Raw genomic sequence first — 15,999 nt, forward strand, 5'->3', positions numbered from 1 at the left:
GCAGGACGGAAGAGATGAGCACAACTACAGACGTCGAGCCTGCACCGACGGCGCAGCGACGTATCCCAGACTACGAAGTTGTTGTCATCGGCGCGGGGTTCGGCGGTATCGGCACCGGTATTGCGTTGCAACGCCGAGGTATTCACGACTTCGTCATACTCGACAAATGGGATCAGGTCGGCGGAACGTGGCATGCCAATACCTATCCCGGTGTTGCCGTTGATATCCCGTCCTTCATCTACAGCTTCTCCTTCGAGCAGCGTGGCAACTGGTCGCGTGTCTTCGCTCCAGGCAACGAACTGAAGGACTATGCGGACGACGTCGTCGACAAGTACGGGTTGCGAGACAAGTTGCGGCTGAACACAACTGTCACGTCGGCGATCTACGACGAATACAACGGACTTTGGCGGCTGGCGACGGACGGCGGCACCGAGATCACCGGTCGCTACGTCGCGATGGCGATCGGCGGCCTGGAGCGGCCGAAAATGCCGGCGATACCCGGACTCGACAGCTTCGGCGGCACCTTGATGCACACCGCTCTGTGGGATCACGACGTGGCGCTGGCCGGAAAACGGGTGGCGGTGATCGGGACCGGCGCAACGTCGTTGCAATTGGTGCCCGCTATCGCCGACGAGGTCGGTCACCTCACCGTCTTCCAGCGGACACCTATCTGGGTGTTCAAGAAGCGCGACGCCGAGGTCGGTCCCATCGGCCGACAAATCATGGAGCGCAAACGAATTCGGTCGGCGGTCCGACTCGTCGGCACGGTGGCTACCGAGCTCGCGATGAGTGGAATGCTCACCGGCCCGACCTGGCTGGTCGATTCGACGCGGAAGCTGCTCGAGGGTCCGGCACGGAAGTGGATGCGCAGTCAGGTCGACGATCCGGTCATCCGCGAAAAGCTCATCCCAACTTACGGGCTCGGCTGCAAGCGGCCGTCCATGTCGAACGAGTACTTGAAGACGTTCAACCGAGACGACGTCACTCTGGTGACCGACTCGATCGACCGCATCACCGAGAACGGGGTGGTGACGGCAGACGGCGTCGAGCACGAGATCGACGTCCTGATCTGCGCAACCGGGTTCAAGCTGTGGGAGAAGGGCGCAGTGCCGCCGTTCCCCGTCGTCGGCCGTGACGGCAAGGATCTCGAAGAATTCTGGGATACGAACAGATACCAGGCGTACCAGGGTGTTTCGATGCCTGGGTTCCCGAACATCTTCACGATCACGGGTCCGTACGGGTTCGTTCTCGGGTCGTACCTGTGGATGATCGAGGCTACTGCGGCGCATCTGAGCCGCGCGATCGCCGAGACGAAACGCCGCGGGGCGACGACGTGCGAAATCCGGCAGGACGTGCACGACGACTACTTCCAGAAATGCTTGAGTAGGCAGGAGCGGAACTTCCTGTTCACACCGACCTGCGCGGGATCGAACACCTACTACATCGACGACAAGGGTGATTCGCCGTTCCGGCCGTCGACCCATGGCGAAATGTACTGGGAAAACCGGCATTACGACCTCGATGTGTATCAGTACGGCGTCGCGGCCGCTGAATCGGTCGACAGCTCGGTCGCAGCCAAGGAGACCGTATGAAAGTGAATGCCTTGAGACCGGCACTGGTGGTAGTGACCGGGGCGGGTAGCGGCATCGGTCGCGCAACCGCTATCAGGTTCGCCAAAAGTGATGCCCACGTGATCGTTTCCGATCTCGACCTGGATGCGGCACTGGCAACAACGGCGATGATTCGGGCGCAGGGCCACACGGCGTCCGCGTCGAGGCTGGATGTCACCAAATCCGACGAGTGGGAAACCTTTGCCAGGGACGTTCTTGCCGACCACGGCGTTGCAGACGTCTTGGTCAACAACGCGGGCATGCTGGTGGGAGGCGCATTCCTCGACCTCACGCCTGCCGACTGGGATCGTCAGCTCAGCGTCAATCTGATGGGCGTCGTCCATGGCTGCAGGGTGTTCGGGTCGCAGATGATCGAGCGCGGCCAAGGCGGCCACATCGTCAATATCGCGTCGGCCGCAGCGTTCACGCCGACACCGGTCATGTCGGCGTATTCGGTGTCCAAAGCGGGCGTGAAAATGCTGACAGAGTGCCTACGGCTGGAGTTCGGGCCCAAAGGCATCGGTGTCAGCGCCATCTGTCCCGGTGTCATCAACACCAACATCGGCCAGAACTCGATTACGGTCGGCGTCGACAGTGATCTCGTCGAGCATGGAAAAGAGATCAGCAAACAGATTCAGGAGTTTGCCGAGCGGCTTCCCTTCGCCCCGATGAGTCCCGATCTCGTTGCGCGGGCCGCTGTTCGAGCCGTTCGGTTCGACCTGGCCGTCGTTCCGGTTCGAACCGAGGCGTGGCTCGGCTACTTTATGCTCAGGATCGCACCTGGAATCAATCGACGTATCGCGCAACCTTTCTCGATCGAGTCGATGGAGAAAATGGGGACGCGGGTTTTGAATCGCCTGGCGTCGCCGACCAGCAAGCCCGAAGCCGAACGAACTGGCCTTCCGATCGGAAGCAGCCGATGAGCAAGGTGGCGCGAATCGCGAAGCGGATGGAGTATCGATTTCCGCGTCCCGACGACGCGTGGTTGCACGTCACCGAATGGGGTTCGCCCCAACCTGATGTGACGATCGTCCTTGCCCATGGCTGGACGTTGTCGAGCCAGGGTTGGGAGGATGTAGCAGAAATACTGGTTGCGGCCGACCCCACACTTCGCGTGCTTGCCTACGACCATCGTGGGCACGGGAAGTCTGCGAAAACGGTTGCGTCGCTAGATATTCTGGCCGACGACCTCGCGGCCCTCATCGAAGCTGTCGTTCCGGTCGGACCGATCGTATTCGGTGGTCATTCGATGGGTGGGATGACGATGATGGCGCTCGCCGAGCGTCATCCGCGGTTGGTCGCCGAGCGGTTGGTCGGCGTCGCATTCGTGTCGACTGCTGCGGGAAATCTGTTGGGGCAGTATCGGTCGCTACCGGGATTTCATCGCTTCGCGGCGGCAGCACTTGCGCTCTCGGCGCGGGTGAAGCTGCCGAGTCGGCCGCTGTTCCTCGCGCGGCAGGGAACGCGCCGCGGATTGTTCGGCGCCCGACCCCGCCGGCACGACATGAACCGAGCGGTTTTGCAAGCCGCGCAAGCACATCCACGCTGTGTCGCAGCACTCGGGGCATCGATTCTGGAGCATGATCGGCACGTCGTGCTTTCGTCGTTCGCAGGGCTGGACGTCGTGGTCATGACAGGCTCGCGAGACCGTCTGACGACAGTCGAGCACGCTCGCATCATCGGTCAGCATGTCGCGGGAAGCCGGGTACTGATCTTCCGCGATTCCGGTCACTATCTGCCCTACGAGCGGCGCGAAGAAGTCACGGCACAGTTGCTCGGAATGGCCACGAAAGCTCGCGTTGCGGTACCGGATTGGGCGGGAGCGGCAGGATGAATTCTCGTGCACATCAGGTCGCCGTGTTCGAGGTGATCAAGGAAACCGTCGATGCCGTCACTCTGGTCCTCGATGTGCCGCAGGCTGTCCGGGAAAAGTTCACCTATTCGCCAGGGCAATTCCTGACGCTGCGGATCCCGAGCGACCAAGACTGTCGTGATGGATCGGTGGCGCGGTGCTATTCGTTGTCCAGCAGTCCACACACCGACGACAGGCCGGCCGTCACGGTGAAGCGGACGGCCGGCGGCTACGCGTCCAACTGGATCTGTGACAACGTCGCTGTCGACACCGTTCTCACCGTATTGGAGCCGTCCGGCTCGTTTGTCCCACGTTCTCTCGATGCCGATGTACTGCTGTGTGCTGCGGGTAGCGGTATCACTCCGGTGGTGTCGATCGCTAAGTCGGTCTTGACCGCCGGTTCCGGTGACGTCGCATTGTTCTACGCGAACCGGGACCGGGATTCGGTCATCTTCGCCGGTGTGTTGGGCGACCTGGCCGCGCGCTTCCCCGGCCGACTGACGGTAGCCGAGTGGCTGGAAGAAGAGCACGGCCTGCCGGGGAGTGCGGACATCGCCGCGCTCGTCCGGCCATTTGCCGACCGTGACGCATATATCTGCGGGCCAACGGGTTTCACGGCTGCCGCGCACGCAGCGCTTGCGCAGCTGGATGTTCCGCTATCGCGAATCCGCAACGAAGAGTATCGATCGTTGGAGATCTCTCCGTTCGACGGACCCGAGGCGTCGGTGACACCACCCGGGGCCGGCCGTAGTGCCGCACCCGGAGCCCACACCGCGACAATCGAATTCGAAGGCGAGACGTACGACATCGATTGGCCGAAGAACGTACCGCTACTCGATGTGCTGCTCGCCAAGGGGCTCGACGTGCCGTATGTGTGCCGTGAGTCGGCCTGCGGGACGTGCGTGTGTTCGGTCCGCAGTGGACGAACTCGTATGTTGCTCAACGAATCTCTGATCGACGACGAACTCGATCGTGGACTCACGTTGGCGTGCCAGACAGTTCCGGAAACTGATGGAGTGCACATCGCCTTCGATCAGGATTGAGCCCAGCGAATAGTGTTGGTTTGCTCCCGGAATCCGGGAGCAAACCAACACTATTTCCGTGTGCTACTTGGTGATGTCGGTTCGCGTGGCCGCAAACCGCCCGATCGCGGGCATCAGCCTGCTTGCGTGGTATTGCAGATGTGCTTCGGGTGTGACCGGGACGATCGATTTGTTCTTTCGGACTGCCTTGACGATCTGCTTCGCGACCTTCTCCGGGCCGTACCGGCGCATCTTGTACAGGCGGTCGAAACGCTCTTGCTTCTTTGCCTCGTCCTCCTTCGATACCCCGGAAAACGTTGTCGTAGCAACGATATTGGTGTGCACTATGCCGGGACAGATCGTGCTGACGCCGATATCGGCGGAGGCAAGTTCGGCACGGAGGCAGTCGGAGAACATAAAGACCGCGGACTTGCTTGTCGAGTAGGCGGAGAAGCCCTGCTGAGGTGAATAGGCGGCCATGCTCGACAGGTTGACGATATGTCCGCCGAGGCCGCGGGCAGCCATCTTGGAGCCGAAAGCTCTGCTGCCGTTGATAACTCCGTAGAGGTTGATATCGAGCACACGCTTGAATTCTGCCGCAGGGGTGTCGAAGAACTGGCCTGCCTGGCCGATGCCTGCGTTGTTGACAAGAATGTCGGGAACACCGTGCTGTTCGATCACCTGGTCGGCGTGGGCGTCCACCGCCGCCTCGTCGGAGACATCTAGTTGGTAGGCGTGCGCCGTGCCGCCTGCCTCGGCAATCAGCGCCGCGGTCTCCTTGGCCGATGCGAGGTTGATGTCGGACAGCACTACCTCGGCACCGTCACGTGCGAATGCGAGCGCAGTCTCCCGGCCGATGCCGGAGCCTCCGCCGGTGATCACCAGCAGCTGATCCTCGAACGGACGCCGCTGCCTACCCATCTCGGCACGTCGCAGGGCGCGTGCAGGCGTCTTGCCGGAGACTGCGTCGATCAGTTCGATTGTCGCTGTTGCCAACAACTCCGGATGGGAGAAGGGGAGCCAATGCCCGCCTTTCACGACGCGGCGCCACACCGAGGGTGCCCACTTGAGCTCGTCGTCGTAGCCGGATTGTCGAACGGCTGGGTCGCGGGTGCCGACGATCACCTGGACCGGCACCGAGGTGAACCGGTCCCGCGGCCGCGCCAGGGCTGGAATGGCGTTGGCGCGGTAGACGCGGAGACCGTTTCTGATGTCGTCCTTGAACGTCGGCCCTAGATGAATATCGCCTAGCGGCGCACCTTCTGCCTGCGAAAGACCCTGTCGCCAGCGCTGTTCGGACATACCGACGGTGAAGACCGCTTTCGGAACGACGGGCAGCATAAAGAAGAACATGTAGCCGATGGACCCAAGCTGAGCCAGCCCGAGACCCACGTTCCTCGGCGTGGGACGGGTGAGCCTGTTGCGTGCCCATTTGCTCAGATGCTCGGCATTCGGACCGGAGACCGACGTGAACGACTTGATCTTCGCCTCAGCGCCGGACTCGCATACCGCCTCCCACATGGCGACGCTGCCCCAGTCGTGAGCCAGCACGTGCACCGGTTTGTCCGGGCTCACCGCATCGATCACCGCGAGGTAGTCCGATGCCATCGCCGACAGGCTGAAGTCGCGAAAGCTCTTCGGGTTCGTGGATTCTCCGTGTCCCCGATTGTCAACGGACACAACGTGAAATCGCTCGACAAGATGCGGTGTCACCCCGTCCCACACGTGGTGCGAATCAGGCCAACCGTGCAGGAGCAGCACCGTCTCGCCATCGAGATTGCCCTGCTCGAACACGGCAATGTCGATGTCGCCGTTGCGAACCGTCCGCTGGATGACAGTGCCGGTCGCTTGCGGGGTCTGTGCCGGTGCGAGCCCAGTTACCTGTTTGGAAGACATACCTCGGAATGTACACGGAACCGTCGGTATTGGATACTACTTGTTTGAGATAGGCGGCTACGCCGCTCGTGAGTCCTTTCGGCGCGCCCGACCTCCGAAAAGACTCACGAGGCGCGGCGCGCCAGAACCTGAATATTGTTGGTAGGCAACAGGTTGGTGGTTGTCTTCTTGTTCGAATGGAAGGTGAGTTCGACGTCGCGCAGGATCGTGCGCAGCATCAACTTGGCTTGAAAGAGGGCCAGCCGGTCACCGACGCAACGGTGCGTCCCGCCGCCGAACGGGATGAGCGTGAAGGTGCCGGGCTTGGTGTCGACGAAACGTTCCGGCCTGAACACGTTCGGGTCCGGATACAGCGTCGCATCGCGGTGAATACCGTGGATGAACGGCAAAACGAGGCTGTTCGGAGCGATGGCGTAGTTGCCCAATTGGTATGTGGTGCGGGTGACTCTGCCGAACACTGGGGCTGGTGCGTGCATTCGCAGGGTCTCGTGGAGTACGGCTTCGATGTAGGAGTAGTCGTCGGAGTCGGTCCGGGCTTCGGCCGTTGCGATGGCCAGCTGCTGCGGGTTTTGTAGGAGGTAGTCCACCGCCCAGGTGACGGTCGATGCGGTGGTTTCGTGGCCTGCGAGCAGGATCGTGAACAGTTGGTCGCGCAGTTCTCGGTCGGAGAGGGGCGGCCCCTCGAGCCGCATCATGAGGTCGAGCAGGTCGGGTTGCTCGACCTCCCGCGCATTCCGGCGCCGAGCTATTTCGGTGTAGATCAGGGACTCGCAGGCAGCGATCTCGGCGTGCAGCTTCGTCCACGTCTTGAGTCCGCCGAGCCGTCGCGTTGCGTAACGCACGATGTACTCGTTCGACATCGCGGTGCGCAACATCGCGTGCATCGGCGGTTTCCAGATCGGCATCTGCTCCTCGGTAATACCGAGCGTGATCTGCAGGATCGATTCCAAAGTTACGTCGAGCATCCGTTCCTGCACGTGCACCGGACCGGCGCCTGCCCAGGTTGCGACGTCTGTGCGGACGCTCGAGTCGAGGCCGTCGCCCCACTTCTGTAGTTCGTTTCCGCGTAGCCGAGGTAGGACAAGCTTGCGGATGCGTTGGTGGTCTGGTCCGTCGACGAGAAATAGCGATCGATCGCCGTAAAGCAGTTCGAGGACGTGATTGGCCAGGGTTGGATCGACAACTTCCGCGGACGCGGTGAAGAGGGGCTTCACCAAGTTGGGATCACGGAACAGGACGACGGAGCGGACTCCGTCGAGAATCTCGAACCCGATCGGCACGTCGACCCGAAAGATGTCTCCGTAGCGGTCGAACAGTTTGTCGACGACGTCGTCGCCGTAGCGGGCGTAGTCGACGAGCAATCGTGGCAGGCTCCACCATTTCACGGTGGGAACAGCGAGTTGTGTTGTTGCCGAATACGACTGCTTCGTTGCGGTGTGTAGTCGGGTGCTCATCGTCGAATCTCCTATGCCCGGCCCGGTACCGACGGTTGTGGTGGCGAATCCGGCCGAGCGGTTCCACAAAACCATATATCAGTGCAATCTGTATTTCAATGAAATCTGTAATTCAGCCTCACGGGGAGCAACCTGAGATACTGTCCGACGTCTGGTTGTCGTACGCGAAAGGTGCTGAGGTGAGAACGTGGTGAAGCGGCGCCGGCCGCTGACTCGCGAAGAGAGTCAAGCCCTTACGCGTGAGATCGTGCTCGAGGCTGCCGAGGAACTGTTCCTGGAACAAGGGTTCCACGCCACATCGGTTGCTCAGATCGGGGCGAACGCGGGCCGAACCCCCGGGTCCATCTACGGCAACTTCCCCAGCAAGGAAGCGCTCTGTTTTGCAGTACTCGAACGCCACTACAAACAGGTGATCGGCGAGCTTGCAGACTCGATGGGTGCTGCGGGTGAGGATGTCGACAGCAAGCTGGATACGTTCGGTCGGTGGTGGAAGACGTTCAGTTCGAACCAGCGCTTCACGATGCTGTCCGCGGAGTACATCGCCGCTGTCCGTCGTGATGCGCAACGGTTCGACGAGCTGACGGCATTCTGGACAGTCGCCAAGATGATGCTCCGATCGATACTCGCCGCCGTCGGCGAAGTCTCCGCCGATGACAAAGGTGCGAACGCGTTGCTCGACTCAGCATTGGTCGGAATCACCTCCAGCGCGCTCGGTCTGATGGTCAGCGAAGCAGGCACCATGGTCGACAGCGAAACATCGGCAACGGTTCTCACCGACACGATGCGACTCTGGATGAACCGCATCCAAGAGTCCGGCAAACCTCGGAAATAGCGGCGAGATGCGGCTGCGCCGCTCGTGAGTCTTTCCGGCGCGCCCGACCTCCGAAAAGACTCACGAGGCGCGGAGCGCCATATTGTTAGACCGCGACACCGAGGGAGCACACGTGGACATAGTTGCGTCCGGTCCGTTCATCGATTGGGAGGCGATGACCGGTCTGTCGAAGTTCTGGATCGACATGATCAGCGTCCCGCTGTTCAGTGCGGTGTCCGGCGTTCTGGTGAACTGGACCGGTGTGTACATGCTGTTCACGCCGATCAACTTTCGCGGCTTCTATGTGCCGGGTCTGAAGACGCTCTTTCCGTTTCTGCCGAGAAAGGTTCAGCAGTTGCCCATTTGGGCGCCCGGCGGAATCATCGGCTACCAAGGCTTCATACCCGCCCGCGCCGAAAAGATGGCGTGTTACATCGTCGACAAAGCCGTCGCTCGCATCGGAAGCGTCAAAGATTTCTACTACGAGTTCGATCCGCAATCGGTAGCCGTTCACATGACCGAGGTGGTGAAGCGTGACTTGCGGCCGCTGGTTGCGTCGGTGATGGAGCGCGAACATCCGGGACTGTGGCGCGACATGACGCCGGCGATGCGCGAGGTCGTCTACGACAGAATCGAAGCGGAGATGCCCGATATCGCCGAGCGTGCGCTCGAGCGGATCGGTGAAAACGTCGAGCAGATGATCGACATCAGGTTGATGGCGATGAGGTTCTTGAAGAACAATCCGCAGACGCTGAAGGACATCGTCTGGAACATCGCGGCGCCCGAGCTGAAGTTCATGGTCAGAGTCGGCCTGCTCGGTTTGCCGTTCGGCATGCTGTTCGCGCTGGTCATCTACTACTACAAAAACGTGCCCCTGCTGTCGGCCGTCCCGGGTTGGGTCGTGGTGCTGGGCGGCGCGGCCCTCATCGGCGTTACGGTGAATCTGCTCGCGATCAAAGTTGTCTTCGAGCCCGCGGATCCGCAGCCCCGCTACAAGTACCTGTGGAAGCAAGCGAAGCTGGCAAAGCGGCAGCCGCAGGCGGCAGAGGACTTCGGCAAGCTACTCGCGACGAACGTGATCAACATTCCGAACGTCGCAGACGAATTGCTCAACGGCCCCCGCGGGGATCGAGTCCGCGGATTTATGGAAAACATCGTCACCCAAGAACTCGACCGAATTCTCGGCCGGATGCAATCAGTGGTTCGTGCTGCGGTCGGCACCAAGGAGTTCGATGCCATCAGGGCGGGTTCGATGGAGGCAGGGCTCGAGTATGCACCGACCATGGTCAACGACGAAGAGTTCAACGCCGTGCAAGCCGAGAAGATCGAACGCTTCGCGCGAGACAAGCTTCGAGAACTGAAGCCGGCGCAGTTCATGGAATTGATCTACTCGGTGATCGAGCAGGATGCCTGGCTCCTCTACGTACACGGCGCGTTGCTCGGACTCGGGGTCGGCGGCTTGCACCTACTACTTTTCGGATCATGACATGAGCGACGACACCACCCCGAAAGCCGACGCGGAGCCGTCCGAGCACGAATCGAAATCCACTCTCGAGGTCGCCACCGAGATCGCCAAATTTGCCACCAATCCCGTCGAGATCGCCGGGGTCGCGAAGTTGTCGGCTGCGGCCCTGCTTCGCGCTGTCGGCGCGATCGGTCAGGGTTCGGTGGATGCGGCGAACGACATCGCCAAACAGATCAGTTCCGGCGAGGGGATAACTCAGATCGTCGACGAACGAATCGTGCAGGTGTTGTCCGCCGCAATGTCAGCATTGGGCGCTGAAGAGACTGCGGATCAACGTGATTCGGACCGATCGTCGCGCCGGTCGAAGCGTCCGCTGAAGGAACGTGGCGACGCTCTGCTCTCCCGCTCCTGGAACGCAGCGGCGCAAACTGGTTCCAAGCACCCGGCATTCGACCGAATTCTCGGTGAGATCACTCCTGACGAAGCGCGCATCCTGCGGTTCCTCGCGATCGCAGGTCCGCAGCCTGCGATCGACATCAGGACGAATACGCCGTTCGGGATCGGTTCGCAGCGCCTCGCAGTCGGTATTTCCTTCATTCCCGACATGGCTGGATGTGCCTGGCCTGCGCGCAGCAAGAACTACTTCGGCAACCTGCACGGTCTCGGTCTGGTGAGCTTTTCGACGGAACCGGTCGAGGATTTCCGCAGATATCAAGTGACGGAGGCGCACCCGGACGCGGTGGCGGCCTCGCGTCGAGCGAAGCGCACGATTGCGGTATACCGCAGCATCTTCTTGTCCGACTTCGGCATGCAGTTCTGCCGCGAATGCTTCACGCTAGAGGGCTACGACGCCGGCGGCTGGACGAAGTACGAACACCACGACCAGTACTGGGGCAAGGGTCCACGACTGCCGAAACCGTTGGACTGAAGGCGTATTCGGTCATGAGGCGTACCGAGGGTAGAGCGGAATTCGTCGATGAGAGCTCGGGGCAGTTGGTCAAGATGGGCACATGGAAGAACTGACCCGATACCAGGAGAACTGCGCCGCGATGGTGGTCTCGCGAGACGGGGACGAACTCGTGTTCTGGTCGGACTTCGACGACAACGGCAGATCGATAATGTCCGAATCTCGCGTGGCCATAACCGATTACATCGCGAAGGGTGAAGGTCCATGGCCGTGGTACGACCTGCGTGACCGACGATCGGGTGCTCTGCAGGTGTGCGCCGCGCTTGGCGTCACACCGCCGCCGTGGACCGAACCGCTCGCTCCCGATGTTCAGTCGCTCTTCGATCGCGCCGGCAATGGCTGGGCCTCGGTCACCGATCTGCTCGGGAAGGGAATCGATCCCGACGTGCTCGACGCCTGCGGGGCATCGCCGCTTTGGTACGCCGTGCGCTCGTTGCAGCCAGAGGCCGCCCTAGCGCTGCTCGACGCCGGCGCAGACCCGGGTCGGCGGATCGAATTGTCCGCGCGGGGTGACCGTTTCACGACGATCCTGCACGAGATCGTGCTGCTCGGACGTACGACGGCCTTGCAGCGGGCCCTGTCGCGCGGTGTCGACCCTTCGTTGCGGGACTCCGACGGAGCCACACCGATTCACCGCCTCGGCGAGCGCAGCGACCACGTGAATCCTGAACTGGTACGCCGCCTCGTGGCGGCAGGAGCCGACGTGAATGCCGCGACGACGAGCGGACAGCGACCGATCGAGGCTGCGGCGCTACAGCTCCTTCCAGCCACGCTCGCGACGCTCCTGGACCTCGGTGCCGAGCCGGCCCGCGCGCTCACCGCACTGCTGGTGTGGTGGTCGGCGAACGTCCGTTGGGCGGGATATCGCGCAGGCGACGTCGTCGAGGTTGTCGAGCTGCTCCGGATCGGCGGAGCGGCGATCACCGACCGTGACCGCGAACTGGCCACGCAGGCCGGTCACGCGAAAGTGGCCGCGGCCCTGCAGGGCTAGCAGGTTACGGGCACAATCGAGCAATGCCGGTGAAGGACGTGTGCGCACTCTTGCTCGGGCTTGGCATTGCGATCGTGGCGACGCTACTTGCACGGCAGGTCCGGGACGAGGCCGACGCGTCGATGCGCTGGGAGGGTGGAGTCGCCGTCGGGTTCGCCGCGCTGCTCTACATAGGTCCGTTCTGGATCGCACAGCTTGTGCTCACGGTGCTGGCGACAATCGACGACTCAGGCATCGCTTCGGGTTGGCTGTGGGCATGGTTGTTCGCCGCTCCGGCGATCGGAATATCGCCTCCCGCTACAGGATTGGTCCGCTTGCTCCGCCGCGGTCGACCTGGTGTGGACTGACCTGACGATCAGCTCTCCTTGGGACCGTAATCGTCGACCAGCCACTTGCCGTCGATGTGGGCGACGGTCACCGAGAGCAGATTCGGCACACTCGCAGGCTCCGGCTGCTGCACGTTCTGAGTCTTCTGCGTCGCGAAGACCGTCACGATGTAGCGATCGGTGCCCGACGATTCGACGGATGTCGCTGCGACGCTGCCGGACGCGACAACCTGTGCCTCGGTCATGATCGCGCCGAGGGTCTCGCGGACCTGGGTGTATCTGTCCTGCAACGTATTCGAGGCGTCCTGGGCGACGCCGGCGAAGAAGCCGTCGAGGTTCTTGTAGTCGTAGGTCAACGACCGCAACACGTAGTCGTTCGCGAGTTGTGCTGCTGCGGCGCGGTTCGCCTGTTCCGCGGTGATGGCATTCAGATCGTTGGAGGCCGCGTGCCACTTCCAACCGAGGACCGCGACGATTGCGACCATTGCAATGGTGAACGCGGCTGCGAGAGTCGTCGTCCTTCTGCTGACGCGCGCTGGTTGGAGCGATGCTTCATCGACGGATTTGTCGGCGATCGTCGGATTCTCTTGTGTAACAGTCATTCGTCTCACCTCACTTGTTGGGCACTGCCACTGCGACACGGGCCGGACCACCGTCCGGGAACACTGTGAGCAGGATGTTCATGATCGAGCCGAGATCGACTCGAAGCGGTCGGAGTTGCGATGTCGCGGGTTTGACGACCGTCGATACCAACGCAAGATCGGGCGCAAGAAGTGCGAGGTACTCGCCGATCTTTGCTACCAGAGGTCCGATCGGGTGATCCCAGACGTGCTCGGCGACGTGGGAGTATTCCTCGAATTCTTGGATGATCTGAACACCGTTGGGAGTCAGAGCCGAGACCACAGGCGTCGTGTCACCGAGCACACTGCCGTAGCCGTCGAAGTTGTCGCCGAGTGTCTGCAGGTTGACGTAGAGCCGCGTGATCGGGTCCTTCTTGTCCTGCAGCATCTGCGCGAACATCATGGTCGCCCGGCTCAGGTTTGCTATGTCGGCCTCACGCCCCTTGTTGCCGACGGACACCGTGGTTACCAGCCGTTCCAAGGTTGCTGCATCCAATTGTCCAGTCAGCGAATCGATTTTGGTCAATGTGTCGCTGACTGTCGCGGATGCCTTCACCTGCGTTGCAGGAACAATCGCGCCGTCGCCGAGATAGGGTCCGTCGGCGGACGGTGGCCGGAAATCGAGGTACTGCTCGCCCGCGGCAGACAGATTGCCGATCCGTACTTCGCTGTCGACCGGGATCGGGTAGGCCGCGTCCACCTCGATCTCCACCGCAAGGCCGTCGGCTGTTGTCGAAATCTGCCGTACGCGGCCGATTTTCATACCTCTCAGGTCGACTTCGGAGGTCTCCATCAGACCGCCCGACGAGTCGACGAGGACGGTGATCGTGTTCGTGTCCCGTCGCGGATCGATGTCGAGGACCGCAACGGCCATGTAGGCCGAACACACCAACGTCATTGCGAGCAGCATGACTAGCGAGACAGGTGCCGGAATCTTCATCTCACAACCCCGATCGAACGCAGGATCTGGATAAGGTGATCAGCTTGCGCCGAGGCGTCGATGTGAATGTTCGGTGTGGTCGAGAGGAAGGGAATGAGCTTGTCTCGCAACAACTGATTGGTCTTGTCGATATTCATCGGAACCGTTGTGTCGGCGTTGCCTATCGTCACCAGCGCCGGTGCGATGACAGCAATAATGTCGCGGAGGTCGCCCGATATCGGAACAAGGATGTCACCGAGCGGTTGCGCCAGGTCCCTCAGCCGAAAGATCAACTCGACGACGCCGAACACGACGCCGCTGAGTCCCTCTGCACGTGCCGGACCGTACTGCAGCATCTGGTCGACACGCTCCTTGTTCGCCGCCAGATCGGTCGAGATCGACGCCGCCGAATCGAGAATGTTGTCGATATCGTCGGTGTTGACCGTCAGATCGCGCAGAGCGCTCTGACCTGCGACGAATATCCGTTGAAAGTCTTCGTCCGTCGCAGGGAAGGCCGAATTGAACTGATTGACGACATCCTGCAATTGCGCGAGCCGTCCACCGGACACGATGCTCGACATTCCGCGAAGTAGATCCTCGATATTGTCGGCCGGTGCGGTCTGCGCTCTCGGGATGGTGTCACCGTCGGCGAGGTAGGGTCCCGACGAGTTGTCCGGGGGCTGCAGCGACACGTAGATCTCGCCGAGAATTGTCGCCTGGCGCAACTCTGCACGGGTCGAGACAGGAAGGCGGACAGCGCTTTGCAGGTCGACCGCTGCGACAGCGGAATCGCCGACCAGATCGACGCTGTCTACTATGCCGACCTCCACTCCCTCGGATACAACCTTCGCTTTGTCGGGAAGGTTCAGTGCGCTGGAGAACTCGACGCGCACCGAGTATTTGTCGCCGTCCACGTAGGTGCCTGGAATCGGCAGTTCCGCGGGGTTGAAACCGCAACCGGCGACGCCGATTACGACCAACGCGAGTGTTGGTGCGAGTCGCTGTTTCATCGCGGCACCGCCTGACCGAGAAGCAACGAAAGCAGGTCGACCTGAGTCTGTTGGCCGTCCCGGCGAACTTCGATCTGCGGTGGTAGATACTGCACGCGAACGGCATTCGAGACCGGGTCGAACATTGCGAGCAGATCCCGCGACGCCTGGGGAAGATAGGCGAGGAGATCGCGGATATCACCAGCGCGGCTGAGCAATTGGTGTGCGAATGGAATCGCTTTGTCCAGGAACGTATAGGACTGCTCGTCGTACTTGTCGATGGTCCTTGCCGCGACCGGCAGCAGCTCGTTCACTCGTGCAATTGCTGTGCCGAGTCCCTGGACAACGCCGTCCACCGTTTCGAGACCGTTCCCGAGGTTGTCCAGCAGCGTGCGGAAATCGGGCCAATTGGTGACGAACATGGTTGTCAGGCGGTCGAGGTTGTCGATGAGTCGCCGGACCGTTACGTCGCGACCCGCCGGATCGCCGACCAACGTCGACAAACGCCGCAGCAATGAATTGAACGTCGGACCGGTGTCGACGAGCGCCGCGTCGAGTGAGTTGAGGGTGTCCGAAAGGATCGGATCCGGCTGTGTCGCTGGAGTTCCCGCCGCTGTCTTGGTACCGAGCAGGTCTGCAGCGACGGTGTTGACCGCGTCGAACGTCTCGCTGATACCGATCGGCGTACGGGTGCGGTCGAGTGGGATGCATTGTGCAGCAACAAAACGGGGCCCGTCGCGGTGTATGCCGGTGAGCTCGACATGCCGATCGGTGACGATCGAGCTGGACATGGTCACTGCACCGACATCTGCGGGAAGATCGATGTCGTCGTCGACCTTCATCGTCACCCGCATTCGGTCGCCGACTGGTTCGATCGCAGTGACACTGCCGATCTCGATGCCCATGAGGCTGACGTTGTTGCCCTCGTACAGCCCGACCGTGTCCGTGAACTCCGCGCACAGGGTTTTCGTCGAGTAGAGATCGACGCTGTTTGCCGCGGAGGTCGCTGCCCCACTGAGGACCACGACAGCAACTGCGGCGAGGGCGACATAGGTGAGCTTTCGACGGTCTGCCATG

Annotated in this window: 15 protein-coding genes; 9 read left to right on the forward strand and 6 right to left on the reverse strand. The window is 61.6% G+C overall.

Annotated elements, in window-relative coordinates; translation table 11 throughout:
* Positions 1 to 14 precede the first annotated feature (14 nt).
* From JGU71_RS09305 to JGU71_RS09320, 4 genes are read left to right on the forward strand one after another with little or no spacing between them, the layout of a single operon-like run.
* Complete coding sequence (locus JGU71_RS09305; protein ID WP_199703798.1) at positions 15 to 1,592, forward strand: flavin-containing monooxygenase; 1,578 nt, start codon at positions 15 to 17, stop codon at positions 1,590 to 1,592.
* The gene (locus JGU71_RS09310) at positions 1,589 to 2,533 is read left to right on the forward strand and encodes an SDR family NAD(P)-dependent oxidoreductase (RefSeq protein WP_199703799.1); all 945 of its coding nucleotides are present in this window, start codon (positions 1,589 to 1,591) and stop codon (positions 2,531 to 2,533) included. The genes JGU71_RS09305 and JGU71_RS09310 overlap by 4 nt, the downstream gene beginning before the upstream one ends.
* Positions 2,530 to 3,444: an alpha/beta fold hydrolase gene (locus JGU71_RS09315; protein WP_199703800.1), complete on the forward strand. Its 915-nt coding sequence runs from the start codon at positions 2,530 to 2,532 to the stop codon at positions 3,442 to 3,444. Before JGU71_RS09310 ends, JGU71_RS09315 begins: the two co-directional genes overlap by 4 nt.
* The gene (locus tag JGU71_RS09320; protein WP_199703801.1) at positions 3,441 to 4,505 is read left to right on the forward strand and encodes a ferredoxin--NADP reductase; all 1,065 of its coding nucleotides are present in this window, start codon (positions 3,441 to 3,443) and stop codon (positions 4,503 to 4,505) included. Before JGU71_RS09315 ends, JGU71_RS09320 begins: the two co-directional genes overlap by 4 nt.
* A 63-nt stretch (positions 4,506 to 4,568) precedes the next feature.
* Here the strand turns inward: JGU71_RS09320 and JGU71_RS09325 are convergent, their stop codons facing one another.
* On the reverse strand, positions 4,569 to 6,380 hold the full coding sequence (locus JGU71_RS09325) for an SDR family oxidoreductase (protein ID WP_199703802.1): 1,812 nt from the start codon (positions 6,378 to 6,380) through the stop codon (positions 4,569 to 4,571).
* 104 nt (positions 6,381 to 6,484) lie between these two features.
* Entirely contained in the window at positions 6,485 to 7,834 is a 1,350-nt protein-coding gene (locus tag JGU71_RS09330; protein WP_199703803.1) for a cytochrome P450, read from the reverse strand.
* 190 nt (positions 7,835 to 8,024) lie between these two features.
* Here JGU71_RS09330 and JGU71_RS09335 point away from each other — a divergent pair, with 190 nt between their 5' ends.
* The 5 genes from JGU71_RS09335 to JGU71_RS09355 all read left to right on the forward strand — a co-directional run bounded on the left by JGU71_RS09335 (position 8,025) and on the right by JGU71_RS09355 (position 12,415).
* Positions 8,025 to 8,666 carry a TetR/AcrR family transcriptional regulator gene (locus tag JGU71_RS09335; RefSeq protein ID WP_372433161.1) on the forward strand — a complete coding sequence of 214 codons (642 nt, stop codon included), beginning with the start codon at positions 8,025 to 8,027 and terminating at the stop codon, positions 8,664 to 8,666.
* A gap of 112 nt (positions 8,667 to 8,778) precedes the next feature.
* Positions 8,779 to 10,131 carry a DUF445 domain-containing protein gene (locus JGU71_RS09340; protein ID WP_199703805.1) on the forward strand — a complete coding sequence of 451 codons (1,353 nt, stop codon included), beginning with the start codon at positions 8,779 to 8,781 and terminating at the stop codon, positions 10,129 to 10,131.
* A gap of 1 nt (position 10,132) precedes the next feature.
* The gene (locus JGU71_RS09345) at positions 10,133 to 11,038 is read left to right on the forward strand and encodes an Abi-alpha family protein (RefSeq protein WP_199703806.1); all 906 of its coding nucleotides are present in this window, start codon (positions 10,133 to 10,135) and stop codon (positions 11,036 to 11,038) included.
* Positions 11,039 to 11,120: 82 nt separating this feature from the next.
* Positions 11,121 to 12,068 (forward strand): ankyrin repeat domain-containing protein, encoded by a 948-nt coding sequence (locus tag JGU71_RS09350; protein ID WP_199703807.1) that lies wholly within the window; start codon positions 11,121 to 11,123, stop codon positions 12,066 to 12,068.
* Between the two features lie 23 nt (positions 12,069 to 12,091).
* On the forward strand, positions 12,092 to 12,415 hold the full coding sequence (locus JGU71_RS09355; RefSeq protein WP_199703808.1) for a hypothetical protein: 324 nt from the start codon (positions 12,092 to 12,094) through the stop codon (positions 12,413 to 12,415).
* Between the two features lie 8 nt (positions 12,416 to 12,423).
* On the opposite strand, the gene JGU71_RS09360 is transcribed toward JGU71_RS09355, so the two are convergent.
* The 4 genes from JGU71_RS09360 to JGU71_RS09375 are packed head-to-tail and all read right to left on the reverse strand — an operon-like array spanning position 12,424 to position 15,998.
* Entirely contained in the window at positions 12,424 to 12,996 is a 573-nt protein-coding gene (locus JGU71_RS09360) for an Rv1363c family protein (RefSeq protein WP_199703809.1), read from the reverse strand.
* A gap of 10 nt (positions 12,997 to 13,006) precedes the next feature.
* Positions 13,007 to 13,954, reverse strand: a complete 948-nt coding sequence (locus JGU71_RS09365) for an MlaD family protein (RefSeq protein WP_199703810.1) — start codon at positions 13,952 to 13,954, stop codon at positions 13,007 to 13,009.
* Positions 13,951 to 14,943, reverse strand: coding sequence for an MlaD family protein (locus JGU71_RS09370; protein ID WP_199703811.1), 993 nt, complete (start codon positions 14,941 to 14,943; stop codon positions 13,951 to 13,953). Before JGU71_RS09370 ends, JGU71_RS09365 begins: the two co-directional genes overlap by 4 nt.
* Positions 14,940 to 15,998, reverse strand: a complete 1,059-nt coding sequence (locus tag JGU71_RS09375) for an MCE family protein (RefSeq protein WP_199703812.1) — start codon at positions 15,996 to 15,998, stop codon at positions 14,940 to 14,942. The genes JGU71_RS09370 and JGU71_RS09375 overlap by 4 nt, the downstream gene beginning before the upstream one ends.
* Position 15,999: the final 1 nt, after the last annotated feature.

The organism is Antrihabitans stalagmiti, assembly GCF_016482825.1.
GTDB lineage: Bacteria > Actinomycetota > Actinomycetes > Mycobacteriales > Mycobacteriaceae > Antrihabitans > Antrihabitans stalagmiti.

Coding starts and splice junctions, on each gene's coding strand:
- JGU71_RS09305 (WP_199703798.1), top strand. CDS start 15: ATGAGCACAACTACAGACGTCGAGCCTGCACCGACGGCGCAGCGACGT.
- JGU71_RS09310 (WP_199703799.1), top strand. CDS start 1,589: ATGAAAGTGAATGCCTTGAGACCGGCACTGGTGGTAGTGACCGGGGCG.
- JGU71_RS09315 (WP_199703800.1), top strand. CDS start 2,530: ATGAGCAAGGTGGCGCGAATCGCGAAGCGGATGGAGTATCGATTTCCG.
- JGU71_RS09320 (WP_199703801.1), top strand. CDS start 3,441: ATGAATTCTCGTGCACATCAGGTCGCCGTGTTCGAGGTGATCAAGGAA.
- JGU71_RS09325 (WP_199703802.1), bottom strand. CDS start 6,380: ATGTCTTCCAAACAGGTAACTGGGCTCGCACCGGCACAGACCCCGCAA.
- JGU71_RS09330 (WP_199703803.1), bottom strand. CDS start 7,834: ATGAGCACCCGACTACACACCGCAACGAAGCAGTCGTATTCGGCAACA.
- JGU71_RS09345 (WP_199703806.1), top strand. CDS start 10,133: ATGAGCGACGACACCACCCCGAAAGCCGACGCGGAGCCGTCCGAGCAC.
- JGU71_RS09350 (WP_199703807.1), top strand. CDS start 11,121: ATGGAAGAACTGACCCGATACCAGGAGAACTGCGCCGCGATGGTGGTC.
- JGU71_RS09355 (WP_199703808.1), top strand. CDS start 12,092: ATGCCGGTGAAGGACGTGTGCGCACTCTTGCTCGGGCTTGGCATTGCG.
- JGU71_RS09360 (WP_199703809.1), bottom strand. CDS start 12,996: ATGACTGTTACACAAGAGAATCCGACGATCGCCGACAAATCCGTCGAT.
- JGU71_RS09365 (WP_199703810.1), bottom strand. CDS start 13,954: ATGAAGATTCCGGCACCTGTCTCGCTAGTCATGCTGCTCGCAATGACG.
- JGU71_RS09370 (WP_199703811.1), bottom strand. CDS start 14,943: ATGAAACAGCGACTCGCACCAACACTCGCGTTGGTCGTAATCGGCGTC.
- JGU71_RS09375 (WP_199703812.1), bottom strand. CDS start 15,998: ATGGCAGACCGTCGAAAGCTCACCTATGTCGCCCTCGCCGCAGTTGCT.